This is a genomic window from Mycobacterium sp. 141 (assembly GCF_000382405.1).
In the GTDB taxonomy this organism is placed as follows: Bacteria; Actinomycetota; Actinomycetes; order Mycobacteriales; family Mycobacteriaceae; genus Mycobacterium.
This window is the reverse complement of the sequence record NZ_KB908258.1, coordinates 296,612-311,101: the sequence shown is the minus strand read 5'-3', so window position 1 is coordinate 311,101 and position 14,490 is coordinate 296,612. Positions and strand designations below refer to the sequence as shown.

The 14,490-nt window shown below is 67.7% G+C and carries 14 protein-coding genes; 9 read left to right on the top strand and 5 right to left on the bottom strand.

What is annotated here, in order from left to right:
- Nucleotides 1-11 precede the first annotated feature (11 nt).
- Nucleotides 12-1,205: an acyl-CoA dehydrogenase family protein gene (locus H276_RS0108700; RefSeq protein WP_019970914.1), complete on the top strand. Its 1,194-nt coding sequence runs from the start codon at nucleotides 12-14 to the stop codon at nucleotides 1,203-1,205.
- Between the two features lie 4 nt (nucleotides 1,206-1,209).
- On the opposite strand, the gene H276_RS0108695 is transcribed toward H276_RS0108700, so the two are convergent.
- Nucleotides 1,210-2,817, bottom strand: coding sequence for a CdaR family transcriptional regulator (locus H276_RS0108695; RefSeq protein WP_019970913.1), 1,608 nt, complete (start codon nucleotides 2,815-2,817; stop codon nucleotides 1,210-1,212).
- A gap of 84 nt (nucleotides 2,818-2,901) precedes the next feature.
- Here H276_RS0108695 and pruA point away from each other — a divergent pair, with 84 nt between their 5' ends.
- Entirely contained in the window at nucleotides 2,902-4,539 is a 1,638-nt protein-coding gene (gene pruA, locus H276_RS0108690; protein WP_019970912.1) for an L-glutamate gamma-semialdehyde dehydrogenase, read from the top strand.
- 1 nt (nucleotide 4,540) lies between these two features.
- A complete protein-coding gene (locus tag H276_RS0108685) occupies nucleotides 4,541-5,524 on the top strand; it encodes a proline dehydrogenase family protein (protein ID WP_036460740.1) in 984 nt (327 codons plus the stop codon).
- Between the two features lie 88 nt (nucleotides 5,525-5,612).
- Here the strand turns inward: H276_RS0108685 and H276_RS0108680 are convergent, their stop codons facing one another.
- Entirely contained in the window at nucleotides 5,613-6,098 is a 486-nt protein-coding gene (locus H276_RS0108680; RefSeq protein WP_036460777.1) for a hypothetical protein, read from the bottom strand.
- A 13-nt stretch (nucleotides 6,099-6,111) separates the two neighbouring features.
- Nucleotides 6,112-6,657, bottom strand: coding sequence for an NUDIX domain-containing protein (locus H276_RS0108675; protein WP_019970909.1), 546 nt, complete (start codon nucleotides 6,655-6,657; stop codon nucleotides 6,112-6,114).
- A gap of 49 nt (nucleotides 6,658-6,706) precedes the next feature.
- Here H276_RS0108675 and H276_RS0108670 point away from each other — a divergent pair, with 49 nt between their 5' ends.
- Genes H276_RS0108670 through H276_RS0108660 form a run of 3 tightly spaced genes read left to right on the top strand, consistent with a single transcriptional unit; the run spans nucleotide 6,707 to nucleotide 9,736 of the window.
- Nucleotides 6,707-8,113 (top strand): acyl-CoA synthetase, encoded by a 1,407-nt coding sequence (locus tag H276_RS0108670; protein ID WP_019970908.1) that lies wholly within the window; start codon nucleotides 6,707-6,709, stop codon nucleotides 8,111-8,113.
- Nucleotides 8,104-8,451, top strand: a complete 348-nt coding sequence (locus H276_RS0108665) for a VOC family protein (protein WP_019970907.1) — start codon at nucleotides 8,104-8,106, stop codon at nucleotides 8,449-8,451. The genes H276_RS0108670 and H276_RS0108665 overlap by 10 nt, the downstream gene beginning before the upstream one ends.
- A gap of 43 nt (nucleotides 8,452-8,494) precedes the next feature.
- Nucleotides 8,495-9,736 carry a glycoside hydrolase family 27 protein gene (locus H276_RS0108660; RefSeq protein ID WP_019970906.1) on the top strand — a complete coding sequence of 414 codons (1,242 nt, stop codon included), beginning with the start codon at nucleotides 8,495-8,497 and terminating at the stop codon, nucleotides 9,734-9,736.
- Between the two features lie 197 nt (nucleotides 9,737-9,933).
- Here the strand turns inward: H276_RS0108660 and dapD are convergent, their stop codons facing one another.
- A complete protein-coding gene (gene dapD, locus H276_RS0108655) occupies nucleotides 9,934-10,878 on the bottom strand; it encodes a 2,3,4,5-tetrahydropyridine-2,6-dicarboxylate N-succinyltransferase (protein WP_019970905.1) in 945 nt (314 codons plus the stop codon).
- 73 nt (nucleotides 10,879-10,951) lie between these two features.
- Between dapD and dapE the strand changes: the two genes are divergently transcribed.
- From dapE to H276_RS0108640, 3 genes are all read left to right on the top strand, one after another.
- Nucleotides 10,952-12,016, top strand: coding sequence for a succinyl-diaminopimelate desuccinylase (gene dapE / locus H276_RS0108650; protein ID WP_026356738.1), 1,065 nt, complete (start codon nucleotides 10,952-10,954; stop codon nucleotides 12,014-12,016).
- Nucleotides 12,013-12,378, top strand: coding sequence for an RNA-binding S4 domain-containing protein (locus H276_RS0108645; protein WP_019970903.1), 366 nt, complete (start codon nucleotides 12,013-12,015; stop codon nucleotides 12,376-12,378). Before dapE ends, H276_RS0108645 begins: the two co-directional genes overlap by 4 nt.
- Before the next feature lie 142 nt (nucleotides 12,379-12,520).
- The gene (locus H276_RS0108640; protein ID WP_019970902.1) at nucleotides 12,521-14,128 is read left to right on the top strand and encodes an ABC-F family ATP-binding cassette domain-containing protein; all 1,608 of its coding nucleotides are present in this window, start codon (nucleotides 12,521-12,523) and stop codon (nucleotides 14,126-14,128) included.
- Between the two features lie 2 nt (nucleotides 14,129-14,130).
- On the opposite strand, the gene H276_RS22745 is transcribed toward H276_RS0108640, so the two are convergent.
- Complete coding sequence (locus tag H276_RS22745) at nucleotides 14,131-14,487, bottom strand: type VII secretion target (protein ID WP_019970901.1); 357 nt, start codon at nucleotides 14,485-14,487, stop codon at nucleotides 14,131-14,133.
- Between the last annotated feature and the right edge of the window lie 3 nt (nucleotides 14,488-14,490).

The window sequence follows — 14,490 nt, the reverse complement described above, 5'->3', positions numbered from 1 at the left end:
GAGTTTCAGCCATGAGCACGACGACCCCGACCGCGCCCAAGAACCTGCGGCCGCTCGAGATGTTCGGCATCGACACCCTGCTCGATGACGACGAACGCGACATCGCGGCCACCGTGCGCCGATTCGTCGACACCCGGCTGCGCCCCAACCTCGCCGAATGGTTTGAGCGGGGTGAGCTGCCCGGCCGGGAACTCGCCAAGGAGTTCGGCGAACTCGGCCTGCTCGGCATGCACCTACAGGGTTACGGTTGCGCCGGCACCAACGCCGTCAGCTACGGCCTGGCCTGCCTTGAGCTCGAGGCAGGGGACAGCGGATTACGCAGCTTCGTCTCGGTGCAGGGCTCGCTGTCGATGTTCTCGATCCACCGCTGGGGTTCCGAGGAGCAGAAGCAGGAGTGGCTGCCCCGGCTGGCCCGCGGTGACGCCATCGGTTGCTTCGGCCTGACCGAGGCCGACTTCGGCTCCAATCCCGGCGGGATGCGCACCGCCGCGCGTCGCGACGGCTCCGACTGGATCCTGTCCGGCACCAAGATGTGGATCACCAACGGCAATCTGGCCGATGTGGCCACTGTCTGGGCGCAGACCGACGACGGCGTCCGCGGCTTCGTGGTGCCCACCGACACCCCCGGCTTCAGCGCGAACGTCATCCACAAGAAGCTGTCGCTGCGTGCATCGGTCACCTCGGAACTGGTGCTCGACAACGTCCGGCTGCCCGCGTCGGCTCAGTTGCCCGAGGCCGTCGGTCTGCGTGGTCCGCTGTCCTGCCTGAACGAGGCCCGGTTCGGCATCGTGTTCGGCGCGGTGGGCGCCGCGCGTGACAGCCTGGAGGCCGCGATCGACTACGCCGGCGTGCGCGAGGTGTTCGACCGCCCGCTGTCCGGCTACCAGTTGACCCAGGAGAAGCTGGCCAACATGACCCTGGAGCTCGGCAAGGGCATGCTGCTCGCGCTGCAACTCGGTCGGCTCAAGGACTCCTGCGGGGTCACCCCCGACCAGATCAGCCTCGGCAAGCTCAACAACGTGCGGGAGGCGCTGGCCATCGCCCGCGAATCCCGCACCATCATGGGCGCCAGTGGCATCACGCTGGAGTACTCGCCGCTGCGTCACGCCAACAACCTGGAGTCGGTGCTCACCTACGAGGGCACCAGCGAGATGCACATGCTGTCCATCGGGCGCGCGCTGACCGGGCAGTCGGCGTTTCGCTGATCGTTCACGGCTGAGTTGCCCGCAGGCCCAGCGAAAGCAGCAGCCGCACATCGGGATCGGTGAGCGCGGTAGCCAGTAGCTGCTCGATGCGTCGCACCCGGTAGCGCACCGTGTTGGGATGCACGTGCAGCCACTGCGCCGCGGTCGTGACATCGCCGAAGCTGTCCAGGTAGGCGCGCAGGGTGTCGGCGAGGACCGGATCGTTGTCCCGCAGAGTCCGCACGCGCGGGTCGATCAACCGCTCGTCGGCGGCGATCGCCGTGACGATCTCGTCGAGTAACACCGTGGTGCGCGCCTCGGCCAGCGATGTGACCTGCCCCAGCGTCCCCGGGTGGCGCTCGGCACTGTCGAGCACCCGGTCCACCTCGAGGCGGGCGGCCGCGGCGCCGGCCAACCCGTTGACGGTGCTGGCGATGACGGCGTGCAATTGCAGACCCAATTCGTTGCGCAGCGCCGCCACGGTGCCGCGGACCCAGGAGGTCACCGCGGCTGGTTTCCCGGTGCTGGGGAACAGCACGTAGACCCGAGTATGCGCAGACGCTACTTGAGCATCCTGACGAAAAGCGCTGGCGCTCAATGACAGTACGTCGGCTAGTTTGGCGCCTACGGCGTCGCCGGCCAATTTGGCGCCCACGGCGCTGCCGTCGAATCCGATCAGCGCGGCCCGGCCGTCGATGGCGATGCCGAGCTCGCGCGCGATGAGGTCGACGTCGGGTGGGCCGTCACCGGGCCGCAGGCCGAGCAGTTCCTGGATCCGCACCATGTGCGTCGAGGGTGTCGCCGCCAGCCGCGCCATGATGCGGGCGGCCAGTACCGCCGCACCGCGCAGCACGTCGTCGGCGTCGTCGGCCAGGGGACGGCTGCCCTGCTGCACCCAGATCGTCCCGGCGAACGCGGGAGCGCGGCGCTCGTCGGCCGACTGCAGGAAGACTCCGATCGCCGAGCGGGGCCGCAGCCCGAGCTCGGGACGCTCGGCAACGTGCACGACTTCCGGCTTCGCGCGGATCGCGTCGAAAATGCCCCACTGTGCGATCCAGGCCAGATGTTCCGGCGGTCCGGCTCGGCCCAGGATCGACAACCGGCGTAGATCGTCGGCCTCGTCGTTGGACGCCGAGTACGCCAGCACATGCGACTGGGCATCCTCGATGCTGACCATCCCGTGCGTACGATCGGCGATCGACTGCGCGAGGCTGAACAGGTCTGTGCCGGAGTCCTCGGATTCCCGGTCACCGTGATGTTCGAAGACGTGATTGACCAGCCGGTACAGCCGTTCCCACCGGGCCCGCGGGTCGACGGCCACCACCGCCGTGCCAGCCGAGGTCGCGCGGGCCACCACAGCGGCCGACGGCTCCTTGATGAAGATCGCAGTCGGTGGCCGACGAGCGATCTGCTGCTCCACCCAGTTTCTGGCGTCCGCATCGGGAATGCCGAGCAAGAAGAACACGTCGGCCGACCCGGCGGACGGCGCCAGACCCAGCCGCACATCGTCGGAATCGACGAGCGCCGACGAGGCGACCGGCAGATCCATCCCACGTGGCGCCTGGACGAGCCGGACCAAGGTGGCATCCAGCGCCAACAGCAGTTGGCCGAGGCTGACACCCGCTTCCACCATATTGTCCGATCGTACTGGTAGTCAGTTCAAGTGTTATCGGATCAGACAAGACCTGCGTGGGCCACGTCGAGGATTCTTAAGCCTATGGATGCCATCACCAACGTGCCGCTGCCAGCCAACGAACCGGTCCACGACTACGCTCCGGGCTCGGGTGAACGCGGCCGGCTGACCGCCGCACTGGCCGAGTTCTCCGGGCTCGCCGACGCCCCGATCGACCTGCCGCACGTCATCGGCGGCGCCCACCGCATGGGCAACGGCGTGCGCATCGACGTGGTGCAGCCGCACCGCCACTCAGCCCGACTCGGCACCTTCACCAACGCCGAGCATGCCGACGCCACCGCAGCGATCGACGCCGCGATGGCCGCCAAGAACGACTGGGCGGCGCTGCCGTTCGATGAGCGCGCCGCTGTGTTCCTGCGCGCCGCTGACCTGCTGTCCGGCCCGTGGCGGGCGAAGATCGCCGCCGCGACCATGCTGGGTCAGTCCAAAACCGCCTACCAGGCCGAGATCGACGCACCCTGCGAGCTGATCGACTTCTGGCGCTTCAACGTGGAGTTCGCCCGTCAGGTCCTCGCCGAGCAGCCCATCAGCGGCCCGGGCGTGTGGAACCGCACCGACTACCGGCCGCTGGAAGGCTTCGTCTACGCCATCACGCCCTTCAACTTCACCGCGATCGCAGGCAACCTGCCGACCGCACCGGCCCTGATGGGCAACACCGTGGTGTGGAAGCCGTCGCCCACCCAGGCCTTCGCGGCGTACCTGACGATGCAGTTGCTGGAATCCGCCGGCCTGCCGCCCGGCGTGATCAACCTGGTCAACGGCGACGGCATCGCGGTTTCCGATGTGGCCCTTGCCGATCCGCGGCTGGCCGGTATCCACTTCACCGGCTCGACGGCCACGTTCCAGCACTTGTGGCGTGAGGTCGGCACCAACATCGACCGCTACCACACCTATCCGCGGCTGGTCGGCGAGACCGGCGGCAAGGACTTCGTCGTCGCACACACCTCGGCGCGCCCGGAAGTGCTGCGCACGGCGCTGATTCGCGGTGCCTTCGATTACCAGGGCCAGAAGTGCTCGGCCGCATCGCGGGCATTCGTTCCGCGATCGGTGTGGCAGCGGATGGGTGACGATTTCCTCTCGGCCACCGAAGCCTTGACCTACAGCGACGTCACCGATTTGAGCAACTACGGGGGTGCGGTCATCGACAGCCGGTCGTTCGCCAAGAACGTCAAGGCCATCGAACGCGCCAAGAGCGCCGCCGGGGTGACCGTCGCTGCCGGCGGTGAATACGACGACAGCGAAGGCTATTTCGTGCGTCCCACCGTGCTGCTGTCCGACGACCCGACCGACGAGTCGTTCTCCACCGAGTACTTCGGCCCGATCCTGTCGGTGCACGTCTACCCGGACAACGACTACGAGCGGATCCTCGGCGTCGTCGACACCGGGTCGCGGTACGCGCTGACCGGCGCGGTGATCGCCGACGATCGCGCGGCCGTTGTCACCGCGCAGGACCGGCTGCGCAACGCGGCGGGCAACTTCTATGTCAATGACAAGCCCACCGGTGCCGTGGTCGGCCAGCAGCCGTTCGGGGGAGCTCGGGCCTCGGGCACCAACGACAAAGCGGGCTCGGCGCTGAACCTGCTGCGCTGGACCTCGGCCCGCTCCATCAAGGAGACCTTCGTTCCGCCCACCAACCACACCTACCCTCACATGGAGTCCTGACATGGCGCGCGCACGAGGAGCTTTGGAGTCGACGTTCCAGCGGGTCGCCCGGCCGGCAATCCTCGCTGCTGCGCGCTCTGAGCGACTGCGGCGAACCGCGGAACGGCTTCCGGTCACCCGCAGCGTCGTGGACCGTTTCGTGGCGGGCGACACGATCCCCGACGCAGTGGATACCGTAGCCGCGCTGCGCGCTTCGGGTCGTCTGGCCACCATCGACTACCTCGGTGAGGACACCACCCGCGTCGAGGATGCCGCACAGACGGTCAAGGCTTACCTGGCGCTGCTCGACTTGCTCGGCGAACGCGACGAGGCCGCGTCTTCGGTGCGGCCGCTGGAGGTGTCGCTGAAGCTGTCCGCGCTGGGGCAGGCGCTACCTCGCGACGGGGAGAAGATCGCTCTGGAGAATGCGCACACGATCTGCGCCAAGGCCCGCGACGTCGGCGCGTGGGTGACCGTCGACGCCGAGGACCACACCACCACCGACTCCACCCTGTCGATCGTGCGTGATCTGCGCACCGAATTCGATTGGCTGGGCACGGTTCTGCAGGCCTACCTGCACCGGACCGAGGCTGATTGTCGCGAGTTCGCCGAGGCCGGCGCCCGGATTCGGTTGTGTAAGGGCGCCTATGACGAACCGGCGACCGTGGCCTACCGCGACGCCGCAGAGGTCACGCGCTCCTACCTGAACTGCCTGCGGATCCTCATGGCCGGATCCGGGTATCCGATGGTGGCCTCGCACGATCCGGAGATCATCGAAGCCGTTCCGGCCGTGGCCCGCGAATTCGGCCGGGATGTGGACGGTTTCGAGTACCAGATGCTCTACGGCGTTCGGGACGCCGAACAGCGCCGGCTGGCCGAGGCCGGCAACCACATCCGGATCTACGTCCCGTTCGGCAACGAATGGTACGGCTACTTCGTGCGCAGGCTCGCCGAACGTCCGGCCAACTTCGGGTTCTTCCTGCGCGCTCTCATCGAGCGTCGTTAGCCGGCATCGCGACCGTGCGTGTCTGCTGCCCGCCGCGCCGCAAAACGTCAGCGGTTCGCGCACGCTCGCGCCCAACATGAGCGATCGCTCAGGCCGGGAACGCCGCCACGTCCATCAGCACAGTGCCACCGCACGGGCCGCCGGCGATCTGGGTCAGCCAGGTGCCCCGCAGGGTTCCGTCGGGCTGTGGTGCGTAATACGCCCATGACCGTGCCGGCGCCCACACCTTCGGAACCCCTTCTCCCATATAGCAATCCCACTGCCAGTCGTAGATGTGCACCCAGCGACTGCCGTCCCAGGTGTAGCGGGGCGGCAGGGGCAGCGTGGGGTTCTTCGGGGTAGGGCCGTCGATCACGGTCGAAATGCAGGTGCCCGAAGCACAATCGGTGGAGAACGTGTACACGTCGCTGAAGGTCGGTTCGGATTGCCTGGCGGCAAGGCTGGTGCCCGTCTTCTGAGCGGCGTACCGGACCAGCGAGTACCGACCGTTCCACACCTGGTTGGCGGCATGGGCTGTCGGCACGGCGGTCAACGCCGCGACGATCACCATGCCGACAGCCGCTCGCCTTCTCATCGCGGCATTCACGCTAACCGGTCGGCCGCTCGTTGAGCAGGAGCAACGCCCACGCCGCGAGCGACTGGGCATCGGTGATCTCGCCGTCGCGCATCATCCGCTCCACCTCGGTGCGCTCGAACCAGGCACTGTGCATGTCCTGTTCCTCGTGTTCGCGTTCGTGCTCGCCCTCGCTCAGGCCGGTGGCCAGGTATACCCAGCCGCGCTGGCTGCTCATTCCGGCAGCTACATCGAGCTGGCCGAGCCGCTCCATGCTGCTTGCCCGCAGCCCGGTCTCCTCGCGCAGCTCCCAGTGGGCCAGCGCCTCTGGATCGAGTTCCAGCCGTTCCGGCGCAGTGCCCTGCGGGAACTCCCAGCGCCGCAGCCCCAACGGATACCGGAACTGCTCGACGAGGTGATAACGCTCCTCGTCGCGCGCGATGACCAGCGCATACGCCGGCTTGTCGATGACGGCGTAGATGCCTTCGGTGCCGTCCGGACGGCGGATGATGTCCTCGCGCAACGCCATCCAGTTGTTCTGATACACCTCACGTGACTGCAGCTGCCGGATGACGCCCATCGGCCCAGTATCACCGATGGAGTTGGCGTGCCGGGGTAGCCTCGCAGGCGTGCTGCTGGCCTCCTTGAACCCCGCAGCGGTTGCTGCCGGTGCCGACATCGACGACGCCGTCCGTATCGACGGTGCTGTGCTCAGCCGAAGTGACATGGTCGGCGCCGCGACGTCGGTGGCCGAACGCGTGGCCTCGGCCCGGCGGGTTGCCGTGCTCGCCACGCCGTCCGTCAGCACCGTGCTGGCGATCACCGGCTGCCTGATCGCGGGCGTGCCGGTGATCCCGGTACCCGCAGATGTCGGTGCCGCCGAACGGCGCCACATTCTCGCGGACTCCGGAGCCCAAGCGTGGCTGGGAGACGTGCCTGAAGAGACGGAAGGGTTGCCGCACATCCCGGTTCGGGTGCATGCGCGGTCCTGGCATCGCTACGCCGAGCCGGCGCCGGAATCGACCGCCATCATCATGTACACCTCCGGCACCACCGGCCCGCCGAAAGGCGTGCCGATGACCAGACGAGCCATCGCCGCCGACATCGACGCGCTGGCCACGGCATGGCATTGGACAGCTGACGACATCCTGGTGCACGGTCTGCCGCTGTTCCATGTGCACGGCCTGGTGCTGGGTCTGCTCGGCTCGCTGCGGATCGGAAACCGGTTTGTACACACCGGAAAACCGACGCCGGCGGCGTATGCCGAAGCCCAGGGCACGTTGTACTTCGGGGTGCCCACGGTGTGGTCGCGGGTGGTCAAGGACCTTGACTCCGCGCTGGCATTGTCGTCGGCGCGGCTGCTGGTATCAGGCAGTGCGCCTTTGCCGGTCCCGGTGTTCGACGAGTTGGTGCGGCTGACCGGGCATGCCCCGGTGGAGCGCTACGGCAGCACCGAATCGCTGATCACGCTGAGCACTCTGGTCGACGGCGAGCGCAGGCCCGGCTGGGTGGGCCTGCCCCTGGAGGGTGTCATGACCCGGTTGGTCGACGAGAACGGTGCGCTCGTGCCGCGCGACGGTGAAACCATCGGGCAGTTGCAGATCAAGGGCCCGATGGTATTCGAGGGCTACCTCAACCGGCCTGACGCTACCGCCGCTGCCTTCGACGCCGACGGCTGGTACCGCACCGGCGATGTCGCGGTCATCGATGCCGAAGGCATGCACCGCATCGTCGGCCGGGAGTCGGTGGACCTGATCAAGTCCGGTGGCTTCCGCATCGGTGCCGGCGAGATCGAGACCGTGCTGCTCGGCCATCCCGGTGTGGCCGAGGTGGCGGTGGTCGGAGTGCCGGACGATGACCTGGGTCAACGGATCGTGGCGTTCGTCGTCGGCGAAGCCGAGCCCGCCGCGTTGATCGACTTTGTGGCACAGGAGCTTTCGGTTCACAAACGCCCACGTGAGGTGCGGCTCGTGGAGCAGCTGCCACGCAATGCCATGGGCAAGGTGCTGAAGAAGGAACTGGCGCAATGGCATTGAGATTCTCCGAGATCTGCATCGATGCCCACAACCCGGAGGCGCTGGGTGCCTGGTGGGCGCAGGCGCTCGGCTGGCCGCAGCGCACCGATTCCGACGGGTACGTGGTGCTGACGCCGCCCGCGGGTGCCGGGCCCACGTGGTTGTTCTTGGCGGTACCCGACGACAAAGTGGTCAAGAACCGTGTGCACCTCGATTTCACGCCCGAGGATCAGCAGGCCGAAGTCGACCGGCTGATCGGCCTGGGCGCCCGTCGCGTCGACATCGGTCAGGGGGAGCAGACCTGGGTGGTGCTCGCCGACCCCGAAGGCAACGAGTTCTGCATTCTTGCCGCGCGGTGAGGGCTTTCGGGTAGTTGCCAGGCGGCGATGCCACCATGGCCGCATGCGCCGACTGACTCGCCTGGCGGTGTGTACCGGTCTGCTCGCCGCCTGCAGCACACCCAGTCCGCCGTCGCAGCCGCAGCTACCACCATTGGGCTGGAACTCCTGGAACTCCGGGATCGCGCTCACAGAGCAGACGGTGCACGAGACGATCGACGCGATGGTGTCGTCGGGCATGCGGGACGCCGGCTACCGCTACGTCAACCTCGACGCCGGGTGGGCGGCACCCACCCGAGCCGATGACGGCTCGTTGCGGGCCGATCCGGACCGCTTCCCGCACGGCATCGCGGCCTTGGCCCGGTACGCGCACGACCGCGGCCTGCTGCTGGGGATCTATCACAGCCCGTTCAACCAGGGGTGCGGTCAGGATCCCCGGATAGGCGGTGCGGGCCACGAGCAGGCCGACGCGAAGACGTTCGCCGACTGGGGTGTCGATTATCTGAAGTACGACTGGTGTCGGCTCGCGGCCGGTCACGAGGATCAGGTGCGGTACTTCACGGCCATGCGGGATGCGTTGCGCGCCACCGGCCGGCATATCGTCTACAGCATCAACCCGAACAGTTCGGGTGATCCGGTCGCCGGGCTGGAGTACGACTGGTCGCACATCGCCGATGTCGCCCGCGACGCCGTGGACCTGGTGCCGGCGTGGGGTGACACCGCGCTGTGGCAGGAAGGGCTCGCGGGCGTGGCCCAGGCGTTCGCCGAAGCGGGTTCGCTTGCATCGCGCAGTAATTCGAGCCACGTCAACGATCCGGACATGCTCGTGGTCGGCGTCGGCTGGAAGCAGTTCGCCGTCGGCCATCCGACCATGGTGTTGGGTGCGCAGCGTCCCGATCTGACCGCGGCCGAGCAGCGCGCCCACTTCTCGCTGTGGGCGATGCTGGCCGCGCCCCTGTTGGCCGGCAACGACATTCGCGATATGACCGACCAGACTCGCGACATTCTGACCAACCGGGAGGTGATCGCCGTGGACCAGGACCCGCTGATGGTGCAGGGGCAGCCGCTGAACAGCGACCCCCGGGTGGTGGTCAAACGGCTCGCCGGCGGGGCCGTCGCCGTGGCGCTGTTCAACCAGTCGACAGAGGCTCAGACTGTCCAAACCTCACTCGACGCCATCGGTCTTGACGGCCACACCGACGCGACCGTGCGTGATCTGTGGCAGCACACCGACAGCACCAGCACCGGCACCATCGAACGGCAGGTGCCGGGACACGGTGTGGTGATGCTGCGGGTGACGCCTTAGTTCGCCATCTTGTTCACGTTCGGCGCGACTACGGGTTTGCGCTACTTGGTTCCGCAGCTGCAGTCGGACCCGCAGTTGCAGTTTTCACATGTACAGTCCGGGTTGCCGCAGCCCGTGGATTCGGTGTTCGTATCGCTACTCATGCATATGAGCATAGGACGCTAAGGTCCGGGCCGCAGGCCGTTCGGCGGCCGGGGTCAGTTGGCGTGCAGCGCCTCGTTCAGCGTGATGCCGGTGCCGTCGCGCTTGACGACCTCGACCGCGCCGGACAGCGAATTGCGCCGGAACAGCAGGTTGTTCGCGCCTGAGAGTTCCTTGGCCTTGATGGTCTGGCCGTCGGCCGCCGTGACTTTTGTGCCACCGGTGACGTAGAGGCCGGCCTCGATGACGCAGTCGTCGCCCAGTGAGATGCCCAGCCCGGCGTTGGCGCCCAGCAGGCAACGCTTGCCGACCGAGATGACCTCTTTGCCGCCACCGGAGAGGGTGCCCATGATCGAGGCGCCACCACCGATGTCGGAGCCGTCGTCCACGACGACACCGGCCGAGATGCGGCCTTCGACCATCGAGGTGCCCAGCGTGCCGGCGTTGAAGTTCACGAAGCCTTCGTGCATGACCGTGGTGCCCGAGGCGAGGTGAGCGCCGAGCCGGACACGATCGGCGTCGGCGATGCGTACGCCGGCCGGGGTCACGTAGTCGACCATCCGCGGGAACTTGTCCACGCCGTAGACGGTCACCGCGCCGCGACGACGCAACCGGGCCCGGACGGTCTCGAAGCCTTCCACGGCACACGGGCCGAAGTTGGTCCACACCACGTTGGCCAGCAGGCCGAAGACGCCGTCGAGGTTGGCCTCGTGCGGTTTGATCAGCCGGTGCGAGAGCAGGTGCAGCCGCAGGTAGACGTCGTGGGTGTCGGCCGGCTTGTCGGCCAGGTCGGCGATCGTCGTGCGGACGGCCACCACGTCGACCCCGCGGTCGGCGTCGGTGCCGGTCAGGCCCTCGAACTCGGCCGGCACGTCGGCACCGGTCAGCTGCACGGTGCCGGCCTCACCGGCGGCAGTCAGCTCGGGCGAGGGAAACCAGGTGTCCAGGATGGTTCCGTCGGCGGCGATGGTGGCCAGGCCGACGCCAGATGCGGCAGTCACGGAGCTACACGGTACTGGACTAGCCTCGAGGACTGTGGCGCACTCTTCGGCTCTTCACGCAAGCGGCTCATCGCTGGATCTGCGTGCCGATCCGATCGCACTGACCGCCGCGCTGGTGGACATCCCCAGCGAGTCCCGGCACGAGCAGCACATCGCCGACGAGATCGAGGCCGCGCTGCGCGGCCAGGCCCCGTCCTTCGAGGTCATCCGCAGCGGTGACGCTGTGCTGGCCCGCACGCACCTGGGCCTGCCGTCGCGGGTGATGCTGGCCGGCCACATCGACACCGTGCCCGCAGCGGACAACCTGCCCAGCCGCTTGGTGGGTGGCGAGATGTACGGCTGCGGTACGTCCGACATGAAATCGGGCGACGCGGTCTTCCTGCACCTGGCCGCCACCATCGCCGAGCCGGCCCACGACATCACCCTGGTCATGTACGACTGCGAGGAGATCGAGGCGAGTGCCAACGGCCTGGGACGTATCGAACGCGAGTTGCCCGAATGGCTGTCCGCAGATGTCGCGATCCTCGGGGAGCCGTCGGGCGGCTATATCGAAGCCGGCTGCCAGGGCACCATCCGCGTCGTCCTCAGCACCGCCGGCACGCGCGCCCATTCCGCGCGGTCGTGGTTGGGGGACAACGCCATTCACAAGCTGGGTGCGGTACTGGACCGATTGGGCGCCTATCGGGCCCGCAGCGTCGACATCGACGGCTGCGTGTACCGCGAAGGACTTTCGGCGGTCCGGATCGACGGCGGGATCGCCGGCAACGTGATCCCGGACGCCGCCTCGGTGACGGTCAACTTCCGGTTCGCCCCCGATCGCAGCGTGGAACAGGCCTTCGCCCACGTACGCGAGGTGTTCGACGGGCTCGACGTGTCGATCGAGCTGACCGATGCGGCGGCCGGGGCCCTGCCGGGCCTGACGAAGCCCGCCGCAGCGGCGCTGGTGGCCGCGGCCGGGGGAGCAGTGCGGGCGAAGTACGGCTGGACAGACGTGTCCCGGTTCGCGGCGATGGGCATTCCCGCGGTCAACTACGGGCCGGGCGATCCGAATCTGGCGCACAAGGTCGACGAGCGAGTCGAGACTGCGCAGATCACCGCGGTTACCGACATGCTGCGCCGTTATCTGACCAGCCGATGAGCAGCGTTCGCGTAGACAGCTGGATCTGGGCCGTACGGATCACCAAGACCCGGTCCGCGGCAGCGGCCGCGTGCCGAGCCGGACACGTCCGCGTCAACGACGTCACCGCCAAAGCGGCGCAGCTCGTGGGGCCGGGCGACGAGGTCCGGGTGCGGCTCGACGGACGCGAGCGCATCGTGGAGGTTCTGCGTCCGATCGCCAAACGGGTCGGCGCTGCGGTCGCGTCGGAATGCCTGATCGACCGCAGCCCGCTGCCTCCGCCCAAGGAGGCCGTTGCCGCCGTGCCGGTCCGTGCTCGGGGAGCCGGCCGCCCCACCAAACGTGAACGGCGACAGCTGGATCGGCTCCGCGGCCACTCCTGAACGAGATAATTGGTTGCGTCCCTGAGTACTGTGGGGTTCGTAACTGCTGTCGACCGAGGTGGGCCGAAAACATGCTGGGAGACGACGACATTTCCGGGTGAACCCGAGAGTCGATTCGTTCCTGATCACATGGAGTTCCAGCATGTCTATTGTCTTTTCCCACTTGTCATTCGCGTGGCCCGATCACACCGAGCTGTTCTCGGATCTGTCATTCACCATCGGCTCCGGCCGCACCGGACTCGTCGCGCCCAACGGCGCCGGTAAGAGCACACTGCTCAAACTGATCGCCGGTGAATACCGGCCTTCGGCGGGATCGGTGACGGTGGCCGGCACCGTCGGTTATCTGGCCCAGACCCTGCCGTTCGTCGCCGACCTGACTGTCGCGCACGTGCTGGGGGTTGCGCCGGTGCTCGACGCGCTGGCCGCACTGGCGGGCGGTGACGCCGGTGAGTCGGTGTTCACCGCGATCGGCGAGGACTGGGACGTCGAGGAGCGTTCCCGGGCTCAGCTGGACCGGCTCGGGTTGGAAGGTGTGGCGTTGGACCGCCCGCTGGGCTCGCTCTCCGGCGGAGAGGTGGTGACGCTGGGACTGGCCGCCGAACTGATGAAACGGCCCGACGTGCTGCTGCTCGACGAGCCCACCAACAACCTGGATATCGATGCGCGCCAACGCTTTTACGCTGCTCTCGACGATTTCGGCGGCACGTTGCTGCTGGTCAGCCACGACCGTGTGCTGCTGGACCGCATGGACCAGATCGCCGAGCTGTACCGTGGCGGCATCGTGTTCTACGGCGGCAATTTCACCGCTTATCAGGAGACGGTCCAAGGGGCCCGAGAGCACGCTGAGAGCAACATCCGCAGCGCCGAGCAACAACTCAAGCGCGAGAAGCGTCAGATGCAGCAGGCTAGGGAACGCTCGGCACGCCGAGCCGGCAACGCGGCACGCAACGTCAAGGACGCCGGACTGCCGAAAATCGTTGCGGGCAAACTCAAGCGCGATGCCCAGGAATCCTCGGCCCGCTCCGACGAGGTGCACGCCCGTCGCGTGGACGATGCGAAAGCGCGGTTGGACAATGCCGAACGGGCACTGCGGGACGACAAGGTGATCGTCCTCGACCTACCCGCCACGGCAGTACCCGCCGGGCGCACGCTGTTCGCGGCCCACGGCCTGCAGGTGCAGCGCGATGACCGGAAGTTGTTTGCCGGCAATGGAATCGATCTGGCGATACGCGGGCCGGAGCGCATTGGGCTGACGGGACCCAACGGCGCGGGTAAGTCGACGTTGCTGCGGATCGTCGACGGGACGCAGCCGGACGCCGGGACGGTGCAGCGGGCCGACGGCCGGATCGCTTACCTGTCGCAGCGGCTCGATCTGCTCGATCCCCAGCGGACCGTGGCCCAGAGCCTTGCCGCGGCGGCGCCCAGCCTGTCCCACACCCGCAGGATGCATCTGTTGGCGCAGTTCCTGTTTCGTGGTGACCGGGTCGACCTACCCGTCGGTGTGCTGTCCGGCGGGGAGCGGCTGAGAGCGACGCTGGCATGCGTGCTCTACGCCGAACCCACACCGCAGCTTCTGTTGCTCGACGAGCCCACCAACAACCTCGATCTGGTGAGCGTCGGGCAGCTGGAATCGGCGCTGACCGCCTACCGGGGCGCATTCGTGGTGGTCAGCCACGACGAACGGTTCCTCAAGACCATCGACGTGGACCGCTGGTTGCGCCTCGCTGACGGGGAATTGAGTACCGTGTGAAGTCACCTGTGACCGGTCGGCCCGGTAGGCGAACTGCCTTGATCGCCCGATGCTTCCAGCTCGGCCGCCCGGGCCTTCAGACGATCGGCGGCTGCGGTATCGCCGCGCTGGTAGGCCTGGGCGGCCTGCCGGAGCAGAGCGCCGAGCTCGGCGGAGGCGGCCTGGGTGGCGCCGACGGCCGCGCTACGTGACGTCTGCATGGCTTCGAACGATTTCTGCATCGGAAATCCGATGGCGCCGTGGCTGTTGGACACACTGCCCGCCGCGCCATCGAGCACATTGCGTGCCGACGAGCTGACGTCATCGAGTTGTTGGCCCAGACCAGCCACAGCGCTGACGTCTGCGTTGAACTGTGTCATCTC